The 23,127-nt window shown below is 58.5% G+C and carries 21 protein-coding genes and 2 pseudogenes; 13 read left to right on the top strand and 10 right to left on the bottom strand.

Going from position 1 to position 23,127, the window contains the following annotated elements; all coding sequences use genetic code 11:
• Positions 1-51 precede the first annotated feature (51 nt).
• From FXO12_RS11610 to FXO12_RS11600, 3 genes are all read left to right on the top strand, one after another.
• On the top strand, positions 52-957 hold the full coding sequence (locus FXO12_RS11610; RefSeq protein WP_034126512.1) for an alpha/beta hydrolase: 906 nt from the start codon (positions 52-54) through the stop codon (positions 955-957).
• Complete coding sequence (locus FXO12_RS11605) at positions 954-1,280, top strand: hypothetical protein (RefSeq protein ID WP_054917825.1); 327 nt, start codon at positions 954-956, stop codon at positions 1,278-1,280. The genes FXO12_RS11610 and FXO12_RS11605 overlap by 4 nt, the downstream gene beginning before the upstream one ends.
• A gap of 109 nt (positions 1,281-1,389) precedes the next feature.
• Positions 1,390-1,710: a hypothetical protein gene (locus FXO12_RS11600; RefSeq protein ID WP_057976017.1), complete on the top strand. Its 321-nt coding sequence runs from the start codon at positions 1,390-1,392 to the stop codon at positions 1,708-1,710.
• 292 nt (positions 1,711-2,002) lie between these two features.
• On the opposite strand, the gene FXO12_RS11595 is transcribed toward FXO12_RS11600, so the two are convergent.
• From FXO12_RS11595 to FXO12_RS11585, 3 genes are all read right to left on the bottom strand, one after another.
• Positions 2,003-2,788 carry an OmpA family protein gene (locus FXO12_RS11595; RefSeq protein WP_034126516.1) on the bottom strand — a complete coding sequence of 262 codons (786 nt, stop codon included), beginning with the start codon at positions 2,786-2,788 and terminating at the stop codon, positions 2,003-2,005.
• 56 nt (positions 2,789-2,844) lie between these two features.
• On the bottom strand, positions 2,845-3,270 hold the full coding sequence (locus FXO12_RS11590; RefSeq protein ID WP_034126517.1) for a DUF4398 domain-containing protein: 426 nt from the start codon (positions 3,268-3,270) through the stop codon (positions 2,845-2,847).
• Positions 3,271-3,553: 283 nt separating this feature from the next.
• Complete coding sequence (locus FXO12_RS11585) at positions 3,554-3,898, bottom strand: hypothetical protein (RefSeq protein WP_034126518.1); 345 nt, start codon at positions 3,896-3,898, stop codon at positions 3,554-3,556.
• A gap of 197 nt (positions 3,899-4,095) precedes the next feature.
• Here FXO12_RS11585 and ppc point away from each other — a divergent pair, with 197 nt between their 5' ends.
• From ppc to FXO12_RS11555, 6 genes are all read left to right on the top strand, one after another.
• Positions 4,096-6,741: a phosphoenolpyruvate carboxylase gene (gene ppc / locus FXO12_RS11580; protein WP_057976015.1), complete on the top strand. Its 2,646-nt coding sequence runs from the start codon at positions 4,096-4,098 to the stop codon at positions 6,739-6,741.
• A gap of 280 nt (positions 6,742-7,021) precedes the next feature.
• A complete protein-coding gene (gene adk / locus FXO12_RS11575; RefSeq protein WP_003189104.1) occupies positions 7,022-7,669 on the top strand; it encodes an adenylate kinase in 648 nt (215 codons plus the stop codon).
• Between the two features lie 90 nt (positions 7,670-7,759).
• The gene (tsaB, locus tag FXO12_RS11570; RefSeq protein ID WP_034126520.1) at positions 7,760-8,446 is read left to right on the top strand and encodes a tRNA (adenosine(37)-N6)-threonylcarbamoyltransferase complex dimerization subunit type 1 TsaB; all 687 of its coding nucleotides are present in this window, start codon (positions 7,760-7,762) and stop codon (positions 8,444-8,446) included.
• 160 nt (positions 8,447-8,606) lie between these two features.
• Positions 8,607-8,909 carry a hypothetical protein gene (locus FXO12_RS11565; RefSeq protein WP_034126521.1) on the top strand — a complete coding sequence of 101 codons (303 nt, stop codon included), beginning with the start codon at positions 8,607-8,609 and terminating at the stop codon, positions 8,907-8,909.
• Positions 8,909-9,769 carry a DUF72 domain-containing protein gene (locus FXO12_RS11560; RefSeq protein WP_057976012.1) on the top strand — a complete coding sequence of 287 codons (861 nt, stop codon included), beginning with the start codon at positions 8,909-8,911 and terminating at the stop codon, positions 9,767-9,769. The genes FXO12_RS11565 and FXO12_RS11560 overlap by 1 nt, the downstream gene beginning before the upstream one ends.
• 10 nt (positions 9,770-9,779) lie before the next feature.
• Positions 9,780-10,478, top strand: a complete 699-nt coding sequence (locus tag FXO12_RS11555) for an extensin family protein (protein ID WP_057976010.1) — start codon at positions 9,780-9,782, stop codon at positions 10,476-10,478.
• 3 nt (positions 10,479-10,481) lie between these two features.
• Here FXO12_RS11555 and FXO12_RS11550 read toward each other — a convergent pair whose 3' ends face one another.
• Complete coding sequence (locus FXO12_RS11550; protein ID WP_054897119.1) at positions 10,482-11,102, bottom strand: hypothetical protein; 621 nt, start codon at positions 11,100-11,102, stop codon at positions 10,482-10,484.
• Between the two features lie 96 nt (positions 11,103-11,198).
• Here FXO12_RS11550 and FXO12_RS11545 point away from each other — a divergent pair, with 96 nt between their 5' ends.
• A complete protein-coding gene (locus FXO12_RS11545) occupies positions 11,199-11,981 on the top strand; it encodes a class I SAM-dependent methyltransferase (RefSeq protein WP_014717213.1) in 783 nt (260 codons plus the stop codon).
• A 56-nt stretch (positions 11,982-12,037) separates the two neighbouring features.
• On the opposite strand, the pseudogene FXO12_RS11540 reads toward FXO12_RS11545, so the two are convergent.
• Positions 12,038-12,607, bottom strand: a pseudogene (locus FXO12_RS11540) (transposase); the annotation flags it as partial.
• A 45-nt stretch (positions 12,608-12,652) separates the two neighbouring features.
• Between FXO12_RS11540 and FXO12_RS11535 the strand changes: the two are divergent.
• Positions 12,653-13,360, top strand: a pseudogene (locus FXO12_RS11535) (IS66 family transposase); the annotation flags it as partial.
• Positions 13,361-13,436: 76 nt separating this feature from the next.
• Here FXO12_RS11535 and FXO12_RS11530 read toward each other — a convergent pair.
• From FXO12_RS11530 to FXO12_RS11520, 3 genes are all read right to left on the bottom strand, one after another.
• Positions 13,437-13,706, bottom strand: coding sequence for a hypothetical protein (locus FXO12_RS11530; protein WP_034126525.1), 270 nt, complete (start codon positions 13,704-13,706; stop codon positions 13,437-13,439).
• 1 nt (position 13,707) lies between these two features.
• Positions 13,708-15,372, bottom strand: coding sequence for an S-type pyocin domain-containing protein (locus FXO12_RS11525; protein ID WP_087715932.1), 1,665 nt, complete (start codon positions 15,370-15,372; stop codon positions 13,708-13,710).
• A 1,058-nt stretch (positions 15,373-16,430) separates the two neighbouring features.
• Complete coding sequence (locus FXO12_RS11520) at positions 16,431-17,087, bottom strand: TetR/AcrR family transcriptional regulator (RefSeq protein WP_034126815.1); 657 nt, start codon at positions 17,085-17,087, stop codon at positions 16,431-16,433.
• A gap of 93 nt (positions 17,088-17,180) precedes the next feature.
• On the opposite strand from FXO12_RS11520, the gene FXO12_RS11515 reads away from it, so the two are divergent.
• Positions 17,181-18,281, top strand: a complete 1,101-nt coding sequence (locus FXO12_RS11515; RefSeq protein ID WP_057976003.1) for an efflux RND transporter periplasmic adaptor subunit — start codon at positions 17,181-17,183, stop codon at positions 18,279-18,281.
• Between the two features lie 5 nt (positions 18,282-18,286).
• On the top strand, positions 18,287-21,352 hold the full coding sequence (locus tag FXO12_RS11510) for an efflux RND transporter permease subunit (RefSeq protein ID WP_054897123.1): 3,066 nt from the start codon (positions 18,287-18,289) through the stop codon (positions 21,350-21,352).
• 615 nt (positions 21,353-21,967) lie between these two features.
• Here FXO12_RS11510 and FXO12_RS11500 read toward each other — a convergent pair.
• The gene (locus FXO12_RS11500; RefSeq protein ID WP_160049676.1) at positions 21,968-22,657 is read right to left on the bottom strand and encodes a DUF4197 domain-containing protein; all 690 of its coding nucleotides are present in this window, start codon (positions 22,655-22,657) and stop codon (positions 21,968-21,970) included.
• A gap of 27 nt (positions 22,658-22,684) precedes the next feature.
• Positions 22,685-23,086: a YbaY family lipoprotein gene (locus FXO12_RS11495; protein WP_054897125.1), complete on the bottom strand. Its 402-nt coding sequence runs from the start codon at positions 23,084-23,086 to the stop codon at positions 22,685-22,687.
• Positions 23,087-23,127: the final 41 nt, after the last annotated feature.

Here is a 23,127-nt window from a genome sequence, read left to right as displayed (position 1 = left end):
TCCCACGTTTGATCTTTACTGGTCTTCAGAACTTTCGCGAGGTTTCAACGGATGAGAATCCTCGGCATTTTATGCCTGCTACTCACATTGAACGGCTGCAGCTCCTTGCTGTTCTACCCCGAGCCCGGCCTACCCTTCACCCCGGAAAAAGCCCACCTGCAATACCGCGACGTCACGCTCACCACCGCAGATGGCGTGAAACTGCACGCCTGGTGGCTGCCGGCAAAACCCGGTGTCCCGCTCAAGGGCACAGTCCTGCATTTGCACGGCAACGGCGGCAACCTCGCCTGGCACCTGGGGGGCAGTTGGTGGTTGCCGGAGCAGGGTTATCAAGTGCTGTTGCTGGACTATCGCGGCTATGGGCTGTCGGAAGGCAAGCCGTCGTTGCCGGCGATCTACCAGGATATCGACGCCGCCTTCGGCTGGATCGACAAGGCGCCTGAAACCCAGGGGCAACCGTTGGTTATTCTCGGCCAAAGCCTGGGCGGTGCACTGGCGGTGCATTACCTGGCAGCCCACCCGGAGCGTCAAGCCCAGCTAAAAGCCTTGGTACTGGACGGCGTGCCAGCCAGTTATCGTGACGTAGGACAATTCGCCCTGAGCACTTCCTGGTTAACCTGGCCGTTGCAGGTGCCGCTGTCGTGGCTGGTGCCCGACGCCGACAGTGCGATCAATGCCATTCCCCGGTTGACCGGTGTGCCCAAGCTGCTGTTCCACAGTCTGGATGACCCGATCGTGCCGGTGGCCAATGGGATCCGCCTGTATCAAGCGGCGCCACCGCCCAGGGTGTTGCAACTGACCCGTGGCGGCCATGTGCAGACCTTTGCCGACAAAACCTGGCAGACCGTCATGCTGCGTTATCTGGACGACCCTCAGCACTTCAACGGCTTGCGTCGCCTGGGGGAAATTCCGAATTACCCTATTCCTAAAGTTGACTCATCAGAGAGCCCGCAATGAGCGAAGAACGCAACATGATCCCGCTGATCCTCACCGGCATCGGTACCATCATCGGCACCGTTGGCTGCCTGTGGTACTACGGCTACCTGCACTTCGCCAAGCCCGAAGATGCGTTGCTGCTCAGCGATTTCACCATGCTCAAGACCATACCGGGCGAAGATTACAAAGTGTCCCTGACCCCGGCCGCGCAAGTGGCGCAGTGTGTTGACGGCGTGTTGGTGATGTTTGATACCGAGCAGAAAGGCTTGAGCGGCGTGCTGGTGAACAACAAGAAGCAGGCCGTACGTTGTATAGGTCAAGAAACGCCGAAACTGGAGCAGTAGGACAGGCAGTGTGGGGAAAGCTGGAACCATTTTGAGTGAGTTGCCACTGATTTGGGACCGAGCAGCAACGCTGATTCGGTTAACTCTTTAACTTGATTTGGAGTCACATATGTCTATAAGTGGAGTTGGTCCTTCCCAAGGTGGTTTTGGCGCTCAAGATGCAGGTCAACAATCCGGTGACGTGGGCAGCCTCAAGAAAGAGATTGAGGATCTGAAGAAGCAAATAGGTCAGATGCAATCTCAAGGTGCCGGTGGTTCAGAGGGCAGCGGCGGTTCGGGAGGCGCTATGGATGACCTTAAAAAACTGCTGAAAGAACTCGAGGAAAAGCTTAAAGCTATGGAAGGTCAAGAGGGTAAAGGCGCTGATGGCGAAGGCAGCAAGCCTGGTGGCGAAGGTAGCGCAAAGATTTCCATTGATTTCCAGCAGTAACATGAATAACGGGAACCGTCTTGCGTCAGAAGCCACAAAAGCGTCATGACTCATAAAGATTGGGGCCGCGACAGTGGCGATTACTATTGCTGCGATACGCAATATGTTGAACATGGCGAGAGGGCATGAAGAACTGGAGCGCAAAGTTGCCCAGACGCATGAGCTTAGCCAACTGATGGACAAGCTATCGAGCGCGAAGATAGAAATGCCGCTCGAAGATACACATCGTCCAGTCGGGTTCGACGAACCCAAAAAAAACCCACCTTAAGGTGGGTTTTTTATCCAGCATCAATCAGTTAGCAACGGAAGACCGTGGCTTGACCGGCTGGTTGTCGTTGGAAATGGTCACTTCCACGCGACGGTTCATGGCGCGGCCGGAGACGCTGCCGTTATCGGCAACCGGGTATTCCTTGCCATAACCCTGGGTCACGATACGCGAGATATCCACGCCTTGTTGAGCCAGTGCACGCTGAACAGAAGCGGCACGACGCTCAGACAGGCTCTGGTTGTACGAGTCGGAACCGGTGCTGTCGGTATAGCCTTCGACGATCACTTTACGGTCTGGGTTATCGCGCAGGAACTGAGCCAGCTTGGTGATGTTCACCAGGCCGCTGGATTTCAGATCGGACTTGTTGGTGGCGAACAGCACGTCACCGAAAGTCACCAGGGTGCCGCGATCGGTTTGTTTGGCGTTCAAGCTGTTTTGCAGTTGCTTGATTTGTGCGTCACGAGCGTCCAGCAGGGCGCGGGCACGTTCGTCACCAGCGTTTTTCAGCTTGGCCTCGGATTCGCGCAGGACGATGGTGTCCTTGGCCACTTCAACGCGCTGGTTGGTCAGGTAGGCCAACTGGTCGACTTTCTTCTCGTCTTCCTTGTCGCGGTAGGCCTTGTCAGCCTTGTCCAGCCATTCGCTGGCGTCTTTGGTTTCCAGCGCCGCCAGCTTGGTGGCTTGCGGGTTGGTTTGCAGGGACGAGAAATTGGTCCGCGCATTTTCCAGGTTCGCGTTCGGCGGGGTGGAGCAGGCCGCCAAGGCAACGCTCATCGCCAGCAGGGCAGGGATCATCAATTGTTTACGCATAGTCGTGTCGTCCTTTCAATTCGATATCAGGTGCGATGCAGTCAAGGGGCTGCGGCTTACTTCTGCATGATTGCAGCTGGGCGCATGCCTTCCTTACGCAGTTCTTCAACAGCCTTCTGGGAATCCTTCACAGCCTGTTGAGCCTTGGCAGCCTGGGCTTTACGCTCAGCGACGCGAGCATCCCACTCGGCTTGTTCAGCCAATTGGCGAGCCTTGTCGTAGTTCTTGTCGTGCATGGCAATCTCAGCTTCTTTGAGCTTGTCCTGGGCCGACTTCATTTCCACCGCCGCATACTCGGTACCGCCGGCGCTGACTGCGCTGTTGACGGCCGATTGGGTTACGGCGTACTGCTCGGTTGGAGGGTTGCCGGCGCAGCCAGCCAGAACGAAGCTGGTGCCGATTGCCAGCGCGGCCAATTTGAGCCCGCGAAGGTGGTTAAACGAGGATTTGGCAGTGCTGGTGTTCATCGTCTTCAACTCCATTGGATAACTCCTGAAAAACATCAAAATCCATCGGGGCGTATCGATTTCGGGCCCGTCGGTAAAGCACATGGCGTCCGTTCAAACGACCGTTCCACAAGTGATGGCTACTGGCTGTGACCGGAGGCTTTTTTCAAAAGTTCAGCGGATATGGCGATTTGCCTAAAAAAATATCTGACTGATTGGTCAGTGTTTGAAAAATGGAACTTTCGCGGTGCGCAGCGGTACCTCCGGGCCTGTAAAAGGCCCGGAATACGTGGGTTTAATTGACGTCAATAAATGTTTATCAGTGTTTTTGTTCGTCAGCGCCGGCCGACAAATCATGTAAGTGGCGACGGGATAAAGTAAGAAAGCGTGGCGTGGGGCCGACGTCTTCATACAGCGGGTCACCCTCTTCGTCGGTGGCAATTACCTGCTGGCCCTGGATGTAGGGAAAGCTGGCTTCCAGCTCTTCAAGGGCGGCACCGATCAACTCGCCGAGCAGTTCTTCGACATGGCGCTTGGGGTACATCTCGGCAATGGCCGCCAGCCGTGCAGCGGCTTCTACATCCAGATGAATGGCGTATTCAGTCTTGGTCAAACGACCCTTGGCGGTTTCTTCCCAATGCTGGGCCAGTTCTCGAATTTTCATGGCTACCTCAATAAAGCCTGCGATGGCAGGCGGTGATGAGCGACCAGCCGCCTGCGCGGATGACGCGGCGACTCACCGTTGAGACTAGCTGCAAGCGCCAAGGTTTAAAGTCGTTTGCGTTCGGCCTTGTCAGAAACCGACGTCGGCGGCACTCTGAAGCACCTGCGCGTCCCGGATTTCTGGCTGGAGATTGGCTGATGAGTGATATCGATGCACGCTTGCGTGAGGATGTTCACCTGCTGGGTGAGCTGTTGGGCAACACCATTCGAGAGCAGTACGGCGAGGCTTTCCTCGAGAAGATCGAGCAGATCCGCAAAGGCGCCAAGGCCGACCGTCGCGGAGCCGTTTCAGAGAAAGCCGCTGGCGATGAGTTGAGCGCCAGCCTCAACCAGTTGCAGGAGGACGAACTGCTGCCGGTGGCCCGAGCCTTCAACCAGTTCCTCAACCTGGCCAACATTGCCGAACAATATCAATTGATTCATCGGCGCGATGAATCGCAACCCGCGCCGTTCGAATCCCGGGTGTTGCCGGAGTTGCTGGCCCGTCTGCAAAGCGAAGGTCACAGCAATGAATCCCTGGCCCGGCAGTTGGCGCGGTTGGACATCGAGCTGGTGCTCACCGCCCACCCCACCGAAGTGGCCCGCCGCACGCTGATCCAGAAATACGATGCCATTGCTGCGCAACTGGCCTTGCAGGATCACCGCGACCTCACCACCGCCGAGCGCGAGCAGATTCGCGAGCGCTTGCAACGCTTGATTGCCGAAGCCTGGCACACCGAAGAAATCCGTCGGGTGCGGCCCACCCCGGTGGACGAAGCCAAATGGGGCTTTGCGGTGATCGAGCATTCGCTGTGGCACGCCATCCCCAATTACCTGCGCAAGGCCGACCAGGCCCTGCACGCCGCCACCGGCCTGCGCCTGCCCCTGGAGGCTGCGCCGATTCGCTTTGCTTCGTGGATGGGTGGCGACCGTGACGGCAACCCGAACGTCACCGCGCCGGTCACGCGCGAAGTGCTGTTGCTGGCGCGTTGGATGGCGGCGGATTTGTATCTGCGTGACATTGATCAATTGGCCTCCGAGCTGTCGATGCAACAGGCCAGCCCGGCGTTGCAAGCCAAAGTCGGCGACAGCGTCGAACCTTATCGTGCCTTGCTAAAGCAACTGCGTGAACGCCTGCGCGCCACGCGCCAGTGGGCCCACACCTCGTTGACCAGCACCACCCCGGCGCCGGCCGAGGTGTTGCAGAACAACCGCGACCTGCTGGACCCGCTACAACTGTGCTACCAGTCCCTGCACGAATGCGGCATGGGCGTGATCGCCGATGGCCCGCTGCTCGACTGCCTGCGCCGTGCCGTGACGTTCGGCCTGTTCCTGGTGCGCCTGGATGTGCGCCAGGACTCCAGCCGTCACTCGGGGGCCATGACCGAAATCACCGATTACCTGGGCCTGGGGCGTTATGAGGACTGGGATGAGGATGCGCGTATCAGCTTCCTCACCCAGGAACTGACCAATCGGCGGCCATTGCTGCCGGGTTACTTCAAACCCTCGGCGGACACTGCCGAGGTGCTCAATACCTGCAAGGAAATCGCCGCCGCACCAGCCGCATCATTAGGTTCGTATGTCATCTCCATGGCCGGCGCCGCGTCGGATGTGCTGGCGGTGCAACTGCTGTTGAAGGAATCCGGCGTACAGCGGCCAATGCGCGTAGTGCCATTGTTCGAGACCCTGGCCGACCTGGACAACGCCGGGCCGGTGATGGAGCGCCTGTTGCAACTGCCGGGTTACCGCGCGCGCTTGCAGGGCCCGCAGGAAGTGATGATTGGCTACTCGGACTCGGCCAAGGACGCCGGCACCACGGCCGCCGCCTGGGCACAGTACCGCGCCCAGGAGCGCCTGGTGGACATCTGCCGCGAGCAACAGGTGGAGCTGTTGTTGTTCCACGGTCGCGGCGGCACTGTTGGTCGTGGCGGTGGCCCGGCGCACGCTGCCATCCTGTCGCAGCCACCGGGCTCGGTAGCGGGGCGGTTCCGCACCACTGAGCAGGGAGAGATGATTCGCTTCAAATTCGGCCTGCCGGATATCGCTGAGCAGAACCTCAATCTTTACCTGGCCGCGGTACTGGAAGCGACCCTGTTACCGCCGCCGCCTCCCGAGCCTGCCTGGCGTCATCTGATGGACGAACTGGCGGCAGACGGTGTCAGCGCATACCGTGCCGTGGTGCGGGAAAATCCGCAGTTCGTCGAGTACTTCCGCCAGTCCACGCCGGAGCAGGAGTTGGGCCGTTTGCCTTTGGGCAGTCGCCCGGCCAAGCGTCGTGCGGGCGGGATTGAGAGCTTGCGCGCCATCCCATGGATCTTTGGCTGGACCCAGACGCGCCTGATGCTGCCCGCCTGGCTCGGCTGGGAAGCGGCACTGAGCAAGGCGCTGGAGCGCGGTGAAGGTCAATTGCTGGGGCAGATGCGCGAGCAATGGCCGTTCTTTCGCACGCGCATCGACATGCTGGAAATGGTCCTGGCCAAGGCCGATGCCGATATCGCCCGTCTTTATGATGAGCGCCTGGTGCAGCCGGACCTGCTGGCATTGGGTGCGCACTTACGCGACCTATTGTCGCAGGCGTGTGACGTGGTGCTTGGCCTGACCGGCCAGTCGCAGCTGCTGGCCCATAGCCCCGACACCCTGGAGTTCATCCGCCTGCGCAACACCTACCTCGACCCCTTGCACCTGTTGCAGGCCGAGTTGCTGGCACGTTCCCGTCAGCAGGAGGCTGCCCAAGACAGCCCTCTGGAACAGGCGCTGCTGGTGTCCGTGGCCGGTATCGCGGCCGGTTTGCGCAACACCGGCTGAGGTTTTTTGCGTGTACTCAATGGCTTGCGGATAAACCGCGACGACCGCCCGGAAACGGGCGGTCGTCGTTTGAGAGGGTGGGTTGCGCTCAGGCACACCCTGGCGCTGACGCATGTGCGGCGCGGGTTTCTCCGACTTTTGGCGGCTTGTATGGTGAGGGCCCGCTGTGTATCTTGATCAGCCTTTGGCCGTTTGATCGGCCTAGAACCACATTTTTACGAGATTGGCCCCACGCGGCGAATCCGAGCGTCATCTCTATAAAAAATTGAGGAGCACATCGATGCGCGTCATTCTGCTGGGAGCTCCCGGGGCCGGTAAAGGTACTCAGGCAAAGTTCATCACTGAAAAATTCGGCATTCCACAAATCTCCACCGGCGACATGCTGCGTGCGGCCGTCAAGGCTGGCACCGAACTGGGCCTGATCGCCAAGAGCGTGATGGACAGCGGCGGCCTGGTCTCCGATGACCTGATCATCAACCTGGTCAAGGAACGCATCAGCCAGGAAGACTGCAAGAACGGTTTCCTGTTCGACGGCTTCCCACGCACCATTCCCCAGGCTGAAGCCTTGGTGAAGGCGGGCGTGGAGTTGGACGCCGTGGTCGAAATCGCGGTTGAAGACGAAGAGATCGTCCAGCGTATCGCTGGCCGTCGTGTTCACGAAGGCTCTGGCCGCGTGTACCACATCGTCTACAACCCGCCGAAAGTGGAAGGCAAGGACGATGTCACCGGCGAAGACCTGGTGCAGCGTAAAGACGACACCGAAGAAACCGTGCGTCATCGCCTGTCGGTCTACCATTCCCAGACCAAGCCCCTGGTGGACTTCTACCAGAAGCTGTCCGCAGCCCAAGGCAAGCCGAAATACAGCCACATCCCTGGTGTGGGCTCGGTAGAGGCCATCACCGCCAAGGTGCTGCAAGCACTGAGCTGATCCCTTGATCAGCGGCACAGACAACGGCCCGCTTGCGGGTCGTTGTTGTTTATACTGGCGCACTTTTTTCCGACTTGGACACCCACACCGATGAGTACCCTGCTGGCCCTGGACACCGCGACTGAAGCTTGCTCCGTTGCCTTGCTGCACGATGGCAAGGTCACGAGCCACTACGAGGTGATCCCGCGCCTGCACGCGCAGAAATTGTTGCCGATGATCAAGCAATTGCTTGAAGACGCCGGGACCACCCTAGCGGCGGTGGATGCCATCGCGTTCGGCCGTGGCCCCGGTGCATTCACTGGCGTGCGCATCGCCATCGGCGTGGTGCAGGGCCTGGCCTTTGCGCTGGAGCGCCCGGTGTTGCCGGTGTCCAACCTGGCGGTACTGGCCCAGCGCGCGTTGCGTGAGCACGGGGCGTCGCAAGTGGCAGCGGCAATTGATGCGCGCATGGATGAGGTTTACTGGGGTTGCTACCGTGAGACCGCAGGCGAAATGCGCCTGGTCGGTGCGGAAGCGGTGCTGGCCCCCGAAGCGGCGCAGTTGCCCGCTGACGCCAGCGGCGATTGGTTCGGTGCCGGCACGGGCTGGGGTTATGGCGAACGCATCAAGGTGACCTGTGCCGAGCAGGACGCAGCGATGTTGCCACACGCCGAAGACCTGCTGGCGTTGGCACGTTTCGCATTCGAGCGCGGCGAGGCGATTGCGGCGGACCAGGCAGCACCGGTGTACCTGCGCGATAAAGTCGCGCAGACCAAGGCCGAACGCGGGATTATTTGACGCCAAAAATGTGGGTGTTACGCGGCAAATTTCGCCAATCGTCAGAATTTGCCTGGGTTTTTAAACCTTTTACAAATTATGTGTTCTAGTTATCACCAGAGCATTTGCGCGCCATGGAAAGTGCCGCTAAATTGCCATCATTGATACCGAGTCTGCATGTATGCGTATAGACGGTTTTTCCTCACAGTCGTACCCCCTCAAGCGTAAGCCGCGCAAGGCGAGCGTGACGGTAGACGAGTCCGTCGAGGATTCACCGGACTTCATCGAAGTACACACCGATACGCCTTCCAAAGCTCAAGGCGCCTCGAGCGCACGCATAAGCGGCGTTCCTGCCCGTCAGCAAGACATGGTCTTTCCCCGTTCCATGAGCAAAAGCGTTGCCACCGCCTTGGCCAGCTACCTGACCACCGCCGGCTTTGTCGAATGGGATATGGAAGTGCTGGGTCTCGATATCCATATCTGATGCGTTTGCCTTATTACATCGGCTGCCCGTCCTGGAGTGAAAACGCCTGGCGCGAGTACCTGTATCCCGTTGAGGCACGTTCCAGCGATTACCTCGGGCTCTATTCCCAGGTCTTCAACGCCGTTGAGGGCAATACCACTTTTTATGCTCGCCCCTCGGCCGCCACTGTGCAGCGCTGGGCCGAAATCATGCCTGATGATTTTCGCTTCACCGCCAAATTTCCCGGCGATATCAGCCATGCTGGCGATTTGCGTGAACAGCTGCCGGCGGCAGAAAGTTTTGTCGGCTTGATGAGCCCTTTGGGTGAGCGCGTTTCACCGCTGTGGCTGCAGCTCTCGAAGAGCTTTACGCCGCCACGCCTGGCGGAGCTGGCTGGATTTCTCGATGGCATTGATCGGCCGCTGGCCGTGGAGGTGCGTCATGAACAGTTCTTCGCCAGGGGTGATGCTGAGCGCATGCTCAACCGCCTGTTGCGCGATCGCGGTGTCGAGCGCATCTGCCTCGATCCACGTGCCCTGTTCAGTTGTACCTCTACCTCGGAAGCGGTGCTGCATGCCCAGTCCAAAAAGCCCCGGGTGCCACCGCGCCCAGCGGCGCTCACGCAGTTTCCCCAGGTGCGCTTCATCGGGCATCCGGACCTTGAGGCCAATGACCCGTTCCTGATTCCATGGGTGGAAAAGATCGCCAGTTGGATCGAAGAGGGCCGCACGCCCTATATGTTCCTGCACACCTCGGACAATCGTCTCGCGGCGCAACTGGCGCTGCGCTTCCACGCCAAGCTGATGGTGCGTCTGCCAGGGCTACCGCCGCTGCCTGCCTTGCATCGAGAACCCGTGGCGGAGCAGCTCGGGCTACTTTGAGGGTCGAGCCGTGGGTGTGGTCAAGACATTGAGTGTGTTGCTGGTGCTGGTGGGCGCATTTGCGTTGGCCGTCTGGCGGGGTTGGGTGCCGATGCCGGCCGAGTGGAACCCCTGGGCGCCCTTGGATGTGCGGGCCAGCCCCAACCTGTTGACGCGCTACAAGCTCAGTCGTTTGCAGGACGATCCGGCGCTGTGTGACCAGGTGTTGAACACCTCTGGTCTGCGCGTGAGCCGCCAGGCCGATACACCGGCTGATACGGCGTGCCCCTTGCGCAATATTCTGCGTGTGCAGGGCGCTGACGTGGCCTTGAGCAGCAGCTTTCTCGCCAGTTGCCCGCTGGCGGTGGCGTTCGCCTTGTTCGAGCGCCATAGCCTGCAACCGGCGGCCCAGGCCGTGTTTGGCCAGGCGGTGAGCCGCGTCGAGCATTTGGGCAGTTTTGCCTGCCGTAATATCTACAACCGTGCTGACGGTCGACTCAGCCAGCATGCCTCGGCCAATGCCCTGGATATCGCCGGTTTTCGCCTGGCGGATGGGCGCAGCATCAGCGTGCTCAAGGATTGGCCGGGGCAGGGCGACAGTGCGCGTTTCCTGCGTTTGGTACGCGATGGCGCCTGTGATGACTTCAACGTGGTGTTGAGCCCGGACTACAACGCCGCTCATCGCAACCATTTCCATCTGGACATGGGGCGTTGGTGGGTGTGTCGCTAGGGTTCAGGCGGCCAGGCGCAGGTTGTGGGTTACCAGCGGGCGTGCCCAGTAGTAATCGAAATCCAGGGCCTTTTGCTGCGCCAGCAGTTCTTCTTCAGGGTACGGCGTGGCGGCCGGTGGCAGCAGGTCCAGCTCGAATTCGGCAATCGGCAGGTGCAGTGGGCGTGGTTGTGGCGCGGGGCCTGGCTCGGGTAGCGGTTGGCCGGCGTTCAGCACGATGGGGCGCACCCACTCGCTCTCAAACGCTTGTTGGCGTTGCTGGGCGATGACTTCTTCTTCCGGGAACGGCGTCGCGGCCGGTGGCAGCAGCTCGGTTTCGAACTCGGCAATCGGCAGGAAGAGCGGCTCCGGCGGGGTGATCTCGGTGTCTTTCACATCGCACTCACGCTGGGTGAGGATCTGCGCCAGCAGGTCGGCGCCTTCGCGGGGTTCAACTGCCGGGTCTGCCGGGGCGGGCGCCTTGGCGGCGAGCGCGTCCGGCGTTTCACCGAGCTGCTCGGCCAACGCGCGGGCAAAGAAGTCCTGCCACACATGACTCACCCCGGCCAGCGCTTGGGTATTGCGCAGGCCGTAATGGTTGTGGGTCGGCAGTACACCGATGGAAAGGGGAAGAATGTCTGACATTTTTCTCGGTCGACGCTCAGCTCTGGCAAAATACCTGACTGTGATTTTTATCGGCCGTTGTTTGCCGATCCTTAATATTTTTGAGCGTGGCGATTGATGAACGAACAACCAGCGGCCAGCCGCATCCAGGTCCAAGCCTTGGCTGACAGCTTCCAGGCCCGCGCTGAACAGTGGGCTTCGCTGCTGGGGTTGCCTCTGCAGGTGGCCGATGCGGATTTTTCCCTGCAAGTGGGGGAGCACGGCTTGCAGTTGCAACAGCTTGGGCCTGATGCGCCAGGGCCGGTGCGGGTCGACTTTGTCGAAGGCGGCGCGGCGCATCGGCGATTGTATGGTGGTGGCAGCGGGCAGATGATCGCCAAGGCGGTGGGCATCGCCCAGGGCGTGCGCCCGCGAGTGCTGGACGCCACGGCTGGCTTGGGCAAGGACGCGTTCGTGCTGGCCAGCCTCGGGTGTGAGATGAGCCTGATCGAGCGCCAGCCGTTGATCGGCGCCTTGCTCGAAGATGGCCTGGCCCGCGCTGCAGAGGATTTTGACGTGGCGCCGATTGTGGCGCGCATGAAGCTGCTCAAGGGCAATTCCATCGACGTGATGCTCAATTGGCAGGGCGAGCCGCCTCAGGTGATCTACCTGGACCCGATGTTTCCGCACCGTGAGAAAACTGCGCTGGTGAAGAAGGAAATGCGCCTGTTTCGGCCGTTGGTGGGTGATGATCCGGATGCACCGGCGTTGCTCGCGGCGGCTCTGGCCCTGGCCAGCCATCGTGTGGTGGTCAAGCGGCCGCGCAAGGCACCCTGTATTGAGGGGCCGAAGCCAAGCCATGCGCTGGATGGCAAGTCCAGCCGCTACGACATTTATCCCAAGAAAGCGCTCAAGCCGTAAGCTGCAAACAGCAGCACTTATCTCCCAGGTGCGCCGCAATCCAAATGTGGGAGATTCTATGGTTGGGGGGAAGCCCCCAAACCCGCTTTTGATTGGTACTCGCTCTGGTTTTTCATGAGCGAAAAGGCGATACGCGCTAACTTGCGGGCGATGATGACCAGGACTTGAGTTGTTTTCAGTCCCCTGGCCAGATAGCCCTCGTATAAAGGCTTCCAGGCTTCTGACCTAATACCGGCTGACGCCGCGTTATGCAGCAACCTGCGGATCTCTGAGTCTCCTTTCTTGCTTAACGAACGACGTCCGTTCATTTGCCCTGAGTCGGACACCCTCAAGTCCATTCCCAGAAAAGCAATGTAAGCGTCAGCACTTTCAAACTCTCCTCGTTGAAAGGCCATAGTCAGTGCAACTGCCGTAAGAAAACCAATGCCCTCTACGGCTTGGCAGCGCCTGACTTGATTCAAGACACCCGCTTCAGTGACAGCAGCTAATATCCGTTTTTCAATGAGCGCTTCATGTCTATCAAGACAAGCTGAAATGCTCTTGGACGAGGCTTTGAGCAAAGGCTCACCTGCCCAGCTCTGGTTCAGAGCAACACGCATCTTCACCAGTGCGGCACGTCGGCGAAGCGTATCCGTCCGGCCAACACACCTTCCTGACGCAACCGCCGAAGGACCAGCCCGTTTTGCGAAACCTCGGCTGTAGTTTACGACTTCAGCCTCAGCCGGGCCGGCGAGCATGCGCGTAACTTCCTACAAGACTGGAAGGGCAAGCTGGTCTGCGATTATTTCGGCGATTACAAGGCCAGCTTCGAACTCGGCGTGACTGAAATCGGCTGCATGGCTCATGCCCGGCGCAAGTTCTTCGAACTGCATGCGACTCACAAGAGCGCGCTGGCTGAGCAAGCCTTGCGTTACATGCAGGCGCTGTACGAGATCGAGGGGGAAATCGAGGATCTAGAACCGGACATACGCCGCCGAATACGGCAGGAAAAGGCGGTACCCGTGATGGATGCGTTGCATGCCTGGATGGTTGCCCAGCGCGACATCGTGCATAACGGTTCGGCCATTGGCAAAGCCTTGGATTACAGCTTGAAACGCTGGACGGCGCTGTCGCGCTACCTCGATGACGGGGCCGTGCCTATTGATAATAACTGGTGTGAGAACCAGATACGGCCTTGGGCGCTGGGGCGCAAGAACTGGCTCTTTGCTGGGTCGCTACGCAGCGGCAAACGCGCCGCTGCGATCATGAGTTTGATTCAGTCGGCCCGGAACAATGGGCACGATCCCTATGCCTACCTGAAGGATGTGCTGACGCGCCTGCCTACGCAGCGGGCAAGTGAGATTGCAGAGTTGCTGCCGCATAGGTGGCGTCCGGCTTAGTCGTGCAAGACGGTTTGCCCGTACGCTTACAAAGAAAGCCCAGCTTGAGCTGGGCTTTCTTTTGCAGACCTACATATCACTCAAGCGTATACTTATTCTCAGCCATAAAGGCTGGCTCTTTCCAATTAGGACCTTTTTTAATTCCCCCATCAGAATTATCAATCAGCCCTTCCAGTCTCATGTTATGAACAAGCTTTAATAGTTCAAGATTATTACCAATATTTACCCAGCCATTCCTGTTATATAGTCGATCCAGCATCGGATATGAAATTGACTTATTTCTTACTATAAAAAGAACGACATCTCTTGGGGATTCAGAGTTTACGATATCATTGATGTTGCTCATGTTATTCTCCGTATATTTGTTTGTTTTCTGCGACTATAGCTTCTGGCGTATAGAGTAATTCGTCAGCATCTTTAAGCTTGAAATCCTCTAAAGTCGCGGCATGAGTATTATTCCAAGTGGCGCCATCGTCGTTCGGTTTCACTCCATCCGCTATACCTAGAGCCCTATACCGCTCTAGCTCACGAATCTCATGGGTGTAAAATCGCTTATCGACATCGGTAATGGCCAATTCGCCAGTTAGGATTTTTTCCAGACGGTCAATCATCACAACATTTGCGTCCGATGGGTCGAATCTGCTCGTATGCAGCTTAACGAGGTCAATACCTTCCTGAGTCACCGCTGCGGTTGTCCAGTCTAGACTCTGAATGGGTCCGCCCGCCTTATCAGGATTGTACATCCGACCGCTGTGCTCACCTTTGGTGGTAGCCCCTTCGTACGGACTACTAAATACCGCATAAATCGGCGGTAAACCCGAATCTGCGGGGTAAACGTAAATAGCGTCCCGAATATCCAACTGGCCGACTACCGGAAACGGCTCAGCTTTGACCTCAATCGGTGTCAGTGTAATCCCGGTATACACCGGGGTTTCGACAGGCTGCGCAGGCGTCGCCGTCGAGCTATTACCTAGTACTGCGATTGGGAACGTCAGGGTGATCGGTGGTGAGTCAGTTGTAGTGAACGTATAGGCATTGGCCACAGGATCAAGCACTAGCGCTCTTACCGGGACGGTAGGTGCTAACCCTCCAGTGGGCTGGGTGGCCACTACCGAGTATTTGGACTGATCGCCATAAATTCGGTAGGGCACATCCACAGTTCCTCCCGCCGCGGCGATCTCGGCAAGATTTTCGGGAAGATTAGGCGCTAAATCCTTGGCCGGCGTGTTAAGCATGGTCGAAGGTAGCTCACCATTACCCAGTGATGGTGAATAGACCAGCGCGCCAATGCCCACTGCCGTGGCAGCACTTACAACAGTGCCTAAGGCTACCTTTGCAGCCTGAATAGCCGCATCCAGCGTAAGACCTGAACCGGCAGTAATGGCGATAGAGCCAGCCGCAGTACTTAACTGACTCGCACCGTCAGCGGGCAGCCTATACGTATTAGCGGCTTTAAGTGCTGCAGCTTCAGCAGCAATTCTTGCTGCCTCTGCAGCGGCCTCATCAGCGATACGCTTAGCTTCTGCCTCTGCCGCGACTCGCGCCGCTTCAGCAGCGGCTGCCTCATCAGCCACGCGTTTGGCAACCCTTGCGGCTTCCGCAGCTGCCGCCTCATCGGCAATACGTTTAGCCTCGGCGTCTGCACGTGCTTGATTAGCCTGTGCCTGAAGGTTCTGCTTCAGGGCATTCAAATAGTCGATCTCGCGGTTGCTATATTTTGCAGCATACGAAGCCTCAAGTGAGGCGTACCATTCTTTATAATTTTTATCCGGAGGGTAATTTGTCTTGCTTCCGCTGATTGCATCTTTAATAAACTGCATCGTCGGATAATAAAAGAAGTCTCCATAGTAGTACTTATCAGCAATCACTTTTTGAGCAGCAGCAGCCTGTGCTTTTTGAGCAATTAGCGTATCTACCGAACGAATATGCTGTTCGATTTTCTCGACTTCGCTCGCGGGACTGCCTTCATTTTGTTCTATTGCAGTAATGCTTTGTGCAATAGATTCAGGCATCGACTGAAGATTCGCTGCAAAGCTTGCCTCCTGGTCCTTAACATTCTGGGAAATGATGGGAGGGTATGTGTTAAGCACATAAGTACGCGTTGCAACGTTAATGAGCTGTCCGGTGTGACTATGTGAAAAATCACTGTCACCACCACCCCCTCCGAATGTCTGAGGTTCATATTTATTAATAGCATTGATTTCAATTTCTGGCAGATGAATCGTATCGCCATTAGCCATAGTGAATTCTCCTTTTCGCTAGGTACAGCATAAGAGCTTTGTACATCTCAGTAGGATGGACGGATGGTTCTCTCGTTGCCTTACTACTCTCTGATGAACGGCTTCGCCTCTTGGGTTGTCAGTTTTTGAGAAGCTCAACGAACGAGAATCCCCGTCTTCTCCACTTTTCACCATATCGCATTAATACTGTATGGGTATCCAGTATCAAGGGGAAACAAAAAATGCACTTATGCATATCGCGACCGACAAACGGTAGTGGTCACTGTTCCTTACGATACGGCTCTGAGCTTGACGGTGGGGGGAGCACACCTCTGTGACCGCAACCACTGCCGGTCATTTGCAGATAATGTGAGCCCGTCACAATGGAACGCGAGTCTACGGCGTCGAATGCAAGCCCATTTGCAATTAATGTGAGCCGGAGCCTTTGGCTGGTTGCAGTTAATGTGAGCCAGAAATGCCGCTGAATGCGAGCCCGCGTGTTTTCAAACGCGAGCCGCTACACTTAGGGTTCCGCCCTGACGGCGGCTCACTTTGCAAAAGCCGGGATGCCGGCCCAGGCCAAAGTAAGCAAAACGCTCTTGCCCCACCACTCGGCACCTCGCTTAGGCTCGGTGTGCCCGTAATCCGCCAGTGATTTGGGGGGCCGCCGCCACGCGCCATCCATGGCGCGGGGCGGCTAAACCGGCATCCCTGCCGGTTTACCCCCCAAATCCCTGTCGAATTCCGGCCAGCGTGGTTTGACGGGGCGCTTAAGATCAAAATCAAAAGCAGATCAAGAGCAGATCAAGAGCGACTCGCTTCGCATCGTGGTTACCGTCGGTTGCTACCGCCTATGCAGTGCTGTCGAGCCCCGTGCTGCGATAGGCCCGCATAAACAACTTCACCACGTCCTGCACATGCTCTTCGGCTTCTTGCGCGCTCAATTGTCCGCCGCAGCCATACAACAAGCGGAAGTTCGCCGTGCCCTTGAGCAGGCAAAAGAAGTGCTCCGCGGCTTTGAACGGTGTGTCGATGCTCAGGGCGCCGCCCTGGTGAATCTTGCCGAGCAGGCGCTCCATGCCTTGCAGCATGCGCATGGGGCCGGCGTTGAAGAAGATCTGGGAGAGTTTCACGTCCTGATTGCCGGTGGTCATCATCAGGCGATGCAGGTTTACCGACTCCTCGCTGTTGATCAGCCGATGAAAGCCGCGTGCGATGTTGAGCAACACCGTCTCGACGGGCATGCCTTCAGGAAGCTCGAAGTACATCACCGGCAACTGCTCTTCACATTTGGCCACCACCGCAGCGGTGAACAGCGTCTCCTTGTCGGTGAAGTGACTGTAGACCGTGAGCTTCGATACGCCGGCCGCCAGGGCAACGGCGTCCATGCTGGTGTTCGCATAACCCTTGTCCAGGAACAGCGATTTCGCCGATTCGAGGATTGCCTGGCGTTTTGCCATGTCCTTGGGACGCCCGGGGCTTGCGGTATTCAGAGGATTGTCGGACATTTTCACCTTTAATACTGGACTGGTGAGTTTCGTATTAATAACATACCGGCCAGTATAATTATTCCAAGCTCTATTTGCGAAAGGTCCTTCAGCATGCGCAGCGCTTTCCTGCCCCTTGCTTTGCCTGTCAGCCTGGTCTTCCTGTTGGCCGCGTGCGGCCATGAAGAAGCGGCCCAGACCACCGTACGTCCGGCCATGGTGGTGCAACCGCAGCCTTCGGCACAGGCGATGGACAGCTACCCCGGTGAGGTGCGTGCCCGTTATGAGCCGGACCTGGCCTTTCGTATCGGCGGTAAAGTCAGCAAGCGCCTGGTGGAGGAGGGCGAGCGGGTCAAGGCCAACCAGCCGCTGGCCGAACTCGACCCCCAGGACGTGCGCCTGCAACTGGAAGCGACCCGCGCTCAAGTAGCCGCTGCAGAGGCCAATCTCAGCCTGGTGCGTGCGGAGCGAGATCGCTACAAGACCTTGATGGACCGGCAGATGGTCAGTCGGTCGCAGTACGACAATTCCGAAAACCTCTATCGAGCCGGTGAAGCACGCCTCAAGCAGATCAAGGCCGAGTTCGATGTGTCGAGCAACCAGGCCGGCTACGCCGTGCTGCGTGCGCCTCAAGACGGGGTGGTCGCCAAGCGTGCGGTCGAAGTGGGGCAAGTGGTTTCCGCTGGCCAGACCGTGTTCACCCTGGCCACCGATGGCGAGCGTGAAGTGTTGATCAGCCTGCCTGAACAGGGCTTTGGCCGCTTCAAGGTCGGCCAGCCAGTGTCGGTGGAGTTATGGAGCCAGCCAGAGCAACGCTTTGCCGGGCGCATTCGTGAGCTGTCTCCCGCGGCCGATCCCAAATCCCGCACTTTCGCCGCGCGTGTGGCCTTCACTGGCGGCAAAGTGCCCGCCGAACTGGGTCAAAGTGCGCGGGTTTTCATCCAGACCGACGATGTCATTGCGCTGTCGGTACCCTTGTCTGCCCTGAGTGCCGAAAACGGCGCGTCCTACGTCTGGCGTGTACAACCGGACAACACCCTTGAACGCACTCCCGTGCGCATTGGTGCCTTTGGCGAGAACACCGTACCGATACTGGAAGGATTGGCCGCCACCGATTGGGTGGTTGCCGCAGGCGTGCATGTACTCCATGAAGGCCAATTAGTGCGCCCGGTGGATCGCTCCAACCGTGTGGTTAATCTGGCGGCCAAGGAGTAGTCCCCATGGGTTTCAATCTTTCCGAATGGGCGTTGCGTAATCGCCAGATCGTACTGTTCCTGATGATCCTGCTGGCCGTGGTTGGCACCTTGTCCTACACCAAGCTGGGGCAAAGCGAAGACCCGCCCTTTACCTTCAAGGCCATGGTGATCAAGACCAACTGGCCCGGGGCCACGGCCCAGGAGGTATCGCGCCAGGTCACCGAGCGAATCGAGAAAAAACTCATGGAGACTGGTGAGTACGAACGCATCGTGTCGTTCTCCCGCCCCGGTGAATCCCAGGTCACCTTTATTGCCCGTGATTCGATGCGTTCGGCGCAGATTCCCGAGCTGTGGTATCAGGTGCGCAAGAAAATCAGCGACATCCGCCACACCTTGCCGCCGGATATCCAGGGGCCGTTTTTCAACGATGAGTTCGGCACCACGTTCGGCAATATCTACGCCCTGACCGGCGACGGATTCGACTACGCCGTGCTCAAGGACTACGCCGACCGTATCCAGATCCAACTGCAACGCGTCCCGGATGTGGGCAAGGTCGAGCTGCTCGGCTTGCAGGACGAGAAGATCTGGATCGAGCTGTCCAATCTCAAGCTCGCCACCCTCGGCTTGCCTTTGGCTGCGGTACAGCAGGCGTTGCAGGAACAAAATGCGGTGTCCACCGCCGGCTTCTTTGAAACCCCTACCGAGCGCGTGCAACTTCGCGTTTCTGGCAACTTCAAGACGGTGGAAGAGATCCGCAACTTTCCGATACGCGTGGGGGATCGCACTTTCCGCATCGGTGACGTGGCTGACATCCATCGAGGTTTCAACGACCCACCGGCACCGCGCATGCGCTACATGGGCGCAGATGCCATCGGCTTGGCCGTGGCCATGCGCGACGGTGGCGACATCCTCGTATTGGGCAAGGCCCTTGAAGCGCAATTCGCACGCCTGCAAAAGAACCTTCCGGCAGGGATGGAGCTGCGCAAAGTGTCGGACCAACCAGCAGCGGTAAAGACCAGCGTCGGCGAGTTTGTCCAGGTACTGGCTGAAGCGTTGGCGATTGTTTTGCTGGTGAGCTTTTTCTCCCTCGGTGTGCGCACCGGCATGGTCGTTGCCCTGACGATTCCGCTGGTACTGGCGATGACCTTTGCCAGCATGTATTACCTGGGCATCGGCCTGCACAAGATTTCCCTTGGCGCCTTGGTCCTGGCCCTGGGCTTGTTGGTAGATGACGCGATCATCGCCGTGGAAATGATGGCGATCAAAATGGAGCAGGGCTACGACCGGCTCAAGGCTGCAAGTTTCGCCTGGACCAGTACCGCGTTCCCTATGCTCACCGGCACCCTGATCACGGCGGCGGGCTTCTTGCCAATTGCCACCGCGCAATCGAGCACCGGGGAATACACCCGCTCGATCTTCCAGGTGGTGACCATCGCACTGCTGGCCTCCTGGGTGGCAGCCGTGGTGTTTGTGCCGTACCTGGGGGAAAAACTCCTGCCCGACCTGGCGAAGATTCACGCCGCCAAACACGGTACCGACGGCCCGGACCCTTACGGCACACCCTTCTATCAGCGTGTAAGACGTCTGGTGGAGTGGTGCGTGCAACGGCGTAAAACCGTGATCGTGCTGACCTTGCTGCTGTTTATCGGCTCGGTTGCACTGTTCCGCTTCGTGCCGCAACAGTTCTTCCCGGCTTCCGGTCGCCTGGAGTTGATGGTCGACCTGAAACTGGCCGAGGGCGCTTCGCTCAGTAACACCGCCGAACAGGTCAAACGCCTGGAGGCGTTGCTCAAGGAGCATGCCGGCATCAACAACTATGTCGCCTACGCGGGCACCGGTTCGCCGCGGTTTTACCTGCCACTGGACCAGCAATTGCCCGCTGCCAGCTTCGCCCAGTTTGTGGTGCTGGCTAACACCATCGAGGAGCGAGAAAGCCTGCGCACCTGGCTGATCGAAACCCTCAACGAGCAATTTCCCGACCTGCGTTCGCGTGTCACACGGCTGGAGAACGGCCCGCCCGTAGGCTACCCGGTGCAGTTTCGCGTGACCGGCGAGCACATCGAAGAGGTGCGCGCGCTGGCGCGCAAAGTGGCGGCGAAGGTTCGCGAAAATACCCATGTGGTCAATGTGCACTTGGACTGGGAAGAGCCAAGCAAAATCGTGTACCTGAATATCGACCAGGACCGTGCCCGCGCCCTCGGTGTGAGCACTGCCAACCTGGCGAAATTCCTGCAGAGTTCCCTGACCGGCTCCAGCGTCAGCCAGTACCGTGAGGACAACGAATTGATCGAGATCCTCCTGCGCGGCACGGTGCATGAGCGTAGCGAACTGTCGCGCCTGCCGAGCCTTGCCGTGCCCACCGACAATGGTAAAAGCGTGGCGCTGTCGCAAATTGCCACCCTCGAATATGGCTTCGAAGAGGGCATCATCTGGCATCGCAACCGCTTGCCCACGGTGACTGTGCGGGCCGATATCTATGGCAAGGAACAGCCGGCGACCCTCGTGCAGCAGATCTTGCCGACGCTCGCCGATGTACGTGCCGAACTGCCGGATGGCTACCTGCTGGAAGTGGGCGGCACGGTTGAAGATTCAGCGCGTGGGCAAAACTCGGTGAAGGCCGGCGTGCCGCTGTTTATCGTGGTGGTGCTGACCTTGCTGATGCTGCAACTGCGCAGCTTTTCGCGCACGGCGATGGTCTTTCTCACCGCACCGTTGGGGCTGATCGGCGTGACCCTGTTCCTGCTGGTATTCCACCAACCCTTCGGCTTCGTCGCCATGCTTGGCACCATCGCGCTGTCGGGAATGATCATGCGTAACTCGGTGATTTTGGTGGACCAGATCGAGCAAGACATCAAGGCCGGCCTGGCACCTTGGCAGGCGATTATCGAAGCTACGGTCCGACGCTTTCGCCCGATTGTTCTGACGGCACTGGCGGCGGTGCTGGCGATGATTCCGCTGTCGCGCAGTGTGTTCTTCGGGCCGATGGCCGTGGCGATCATGGGAGGGTTGATCGTGGCTACGGCATTGACCTTGCTCTTTCTCCCGGCGCTTTATGCCGCGTGGTTTCGCGTCAAAAAGGACGCTGGATAATCAGGCTGTCATCTCGGTTGTCGGGGCGTAGAGAGTACGCGCCCCGTCACCGTGGGCATGCGGCAGAATGAGCAATTTTCCTATGTTAGAGATAGGAAGCTCACTACACGGGCCTAGGAACCTTTCCTTATTGATTGCCACTCAATGTTACCTGGTTGGCAGGTACCTACTGCTCTTGCTCGTCGGCAGAAACAGTAGTGATTGGAATGAATTTAAGGAGTTCGCCATGTGTATAGCTAGTTTGAAGGCTTTTCTGCGTCCGCCCAGCAGGCCAAAACCTCCTGAAAAGTGTAAACCCAGCCCTCCTGAACGTTGTAAGCCCAAGCGCCCCGGGTATTGCAAACCCAAGCCCCTTGAGAGTTTCAGACCCAAACCTCCTGAGGAATGCAGACCCAAGCCTCCTGAGGAATGCAAACCCAAACCCCCTGAGTATTGCATGCCCAAACCTCCTGAAGAGTGCAATCCCGAGCCCCCTCCTAAGTGTTGCTACATAAAAACCGTTGAGCTGACGATTGTCATGAAGGCGGCCATAAATTACTGACTTTGAGGCTCTTTTTTGCGCAAACGCCTCGAGAATACGAGGCGCTTGTGGGGGGCAGGGCAGATCGGCAGGTTTTACAGCGCGCCAAACACCTTCTTGGCCAAGCTGGTAGCCGCAGCCGCTGGATTCTTGCGAATCGTTTCTTCCTGCTGCGCAATCATCTTGAACAAACCATCCAGGGCCTGCTCGGTCACGTAGTTCTCAACGTTGGCGCTCTTGGCGTCCACCGCGCCAAAGGCCGCGGCCTTGCCGGCGAGGGCGTTGTACTGCTGGGCCACGCCGACTTTGTCGGTGGCGGCCTTGACGATAGGCAGGAACTTGGCGCGAATCTCTTCACGGCTGCTTTTGTTCAGGTACTGGGTGGCGGAGTTCTGGCCACCGCTGAGAATGCCCTTGGCGTCGGTCACGCTCATGTTCTTCACAGCGTTGACCAGGATCGGCTGGGCCTGAGTCACGGCGGTTTCCGCTGCCTTGTTCATGCTGGTTTCCAGCTGCGTGACCTGGTCACCCATGCCGAACATTTTCAACTTGTCGGCGACTTTGCCGAGTTTGCCCGGCAGGCCGATCTTCACGTCCGGGTTGTTGCTGAAACCACCGGGCGTCCCGAGCTGTTTCACAGCAATCTGTGCACCTTGGGTCAAGGCATCCTTGAGGCCGCCGCTGGCGTCACCCTGAGACAGGCTGCCGAGATCCAGGGCCATGGCGCTGGCGCCGAATAGCAAGCCAGCACACAGGGCGGTGAGGCGAAGAGATTTGCGGAGCATGGGCGCTTCCTTATGAAGTGGGAATGATCAGTGTGCAGCCGCATCCACGCGCAGGCGCAGCGGTTGTGGGTCCTGGCCGTTGAGCTGCACGGTGTGCCGCTCGGTGGTGATAAACAGTAGCTTGCCGTCCAGCTCGATGCGAGCGCTGACCGAGTATGTGTGGCCTGGCTTAACCTGGGCCGGGTCATAGCTCAGGTGAAACGGCAGCGGCACCTGGCCTTTGACCGGGCCTTTCTGTTCGGCGAGGGGCACGGCCGGGGCGTCCATCAGGGACACGTCCTGCAGGCTGACACTCAAGGTGGCGGCTGGCGGCAGGGCGATGCGTTGCAGGTAGAACACTTCGCCGTCGAGGCTGGCCTTCGGGGTTGGGGTCATCGAGTGGCAGGCTCCGAGCAGGGCGGTCAGGCCCAGGAGGATGAGTTTTTTCAATGTGCGGCTCCTTTTCAACGGCGCCGGAATCCGCCCGGCGC

The organism is Pseudomonas sp. J380, assembly GCF_009827115.1.
Lineage (GTDB): Bacteria > Pseudomonadota > Gammaproteobacteria > Pseudomonadales > Pseudomonadaceae > Aquipseudomonas > Aquipseudomonas paracarnis.
The sequence above is the reverse complement of the archived record's forward strand: the minus strand, read 5'-3'. Positions and strand labels throughout refer to the sequence as shown.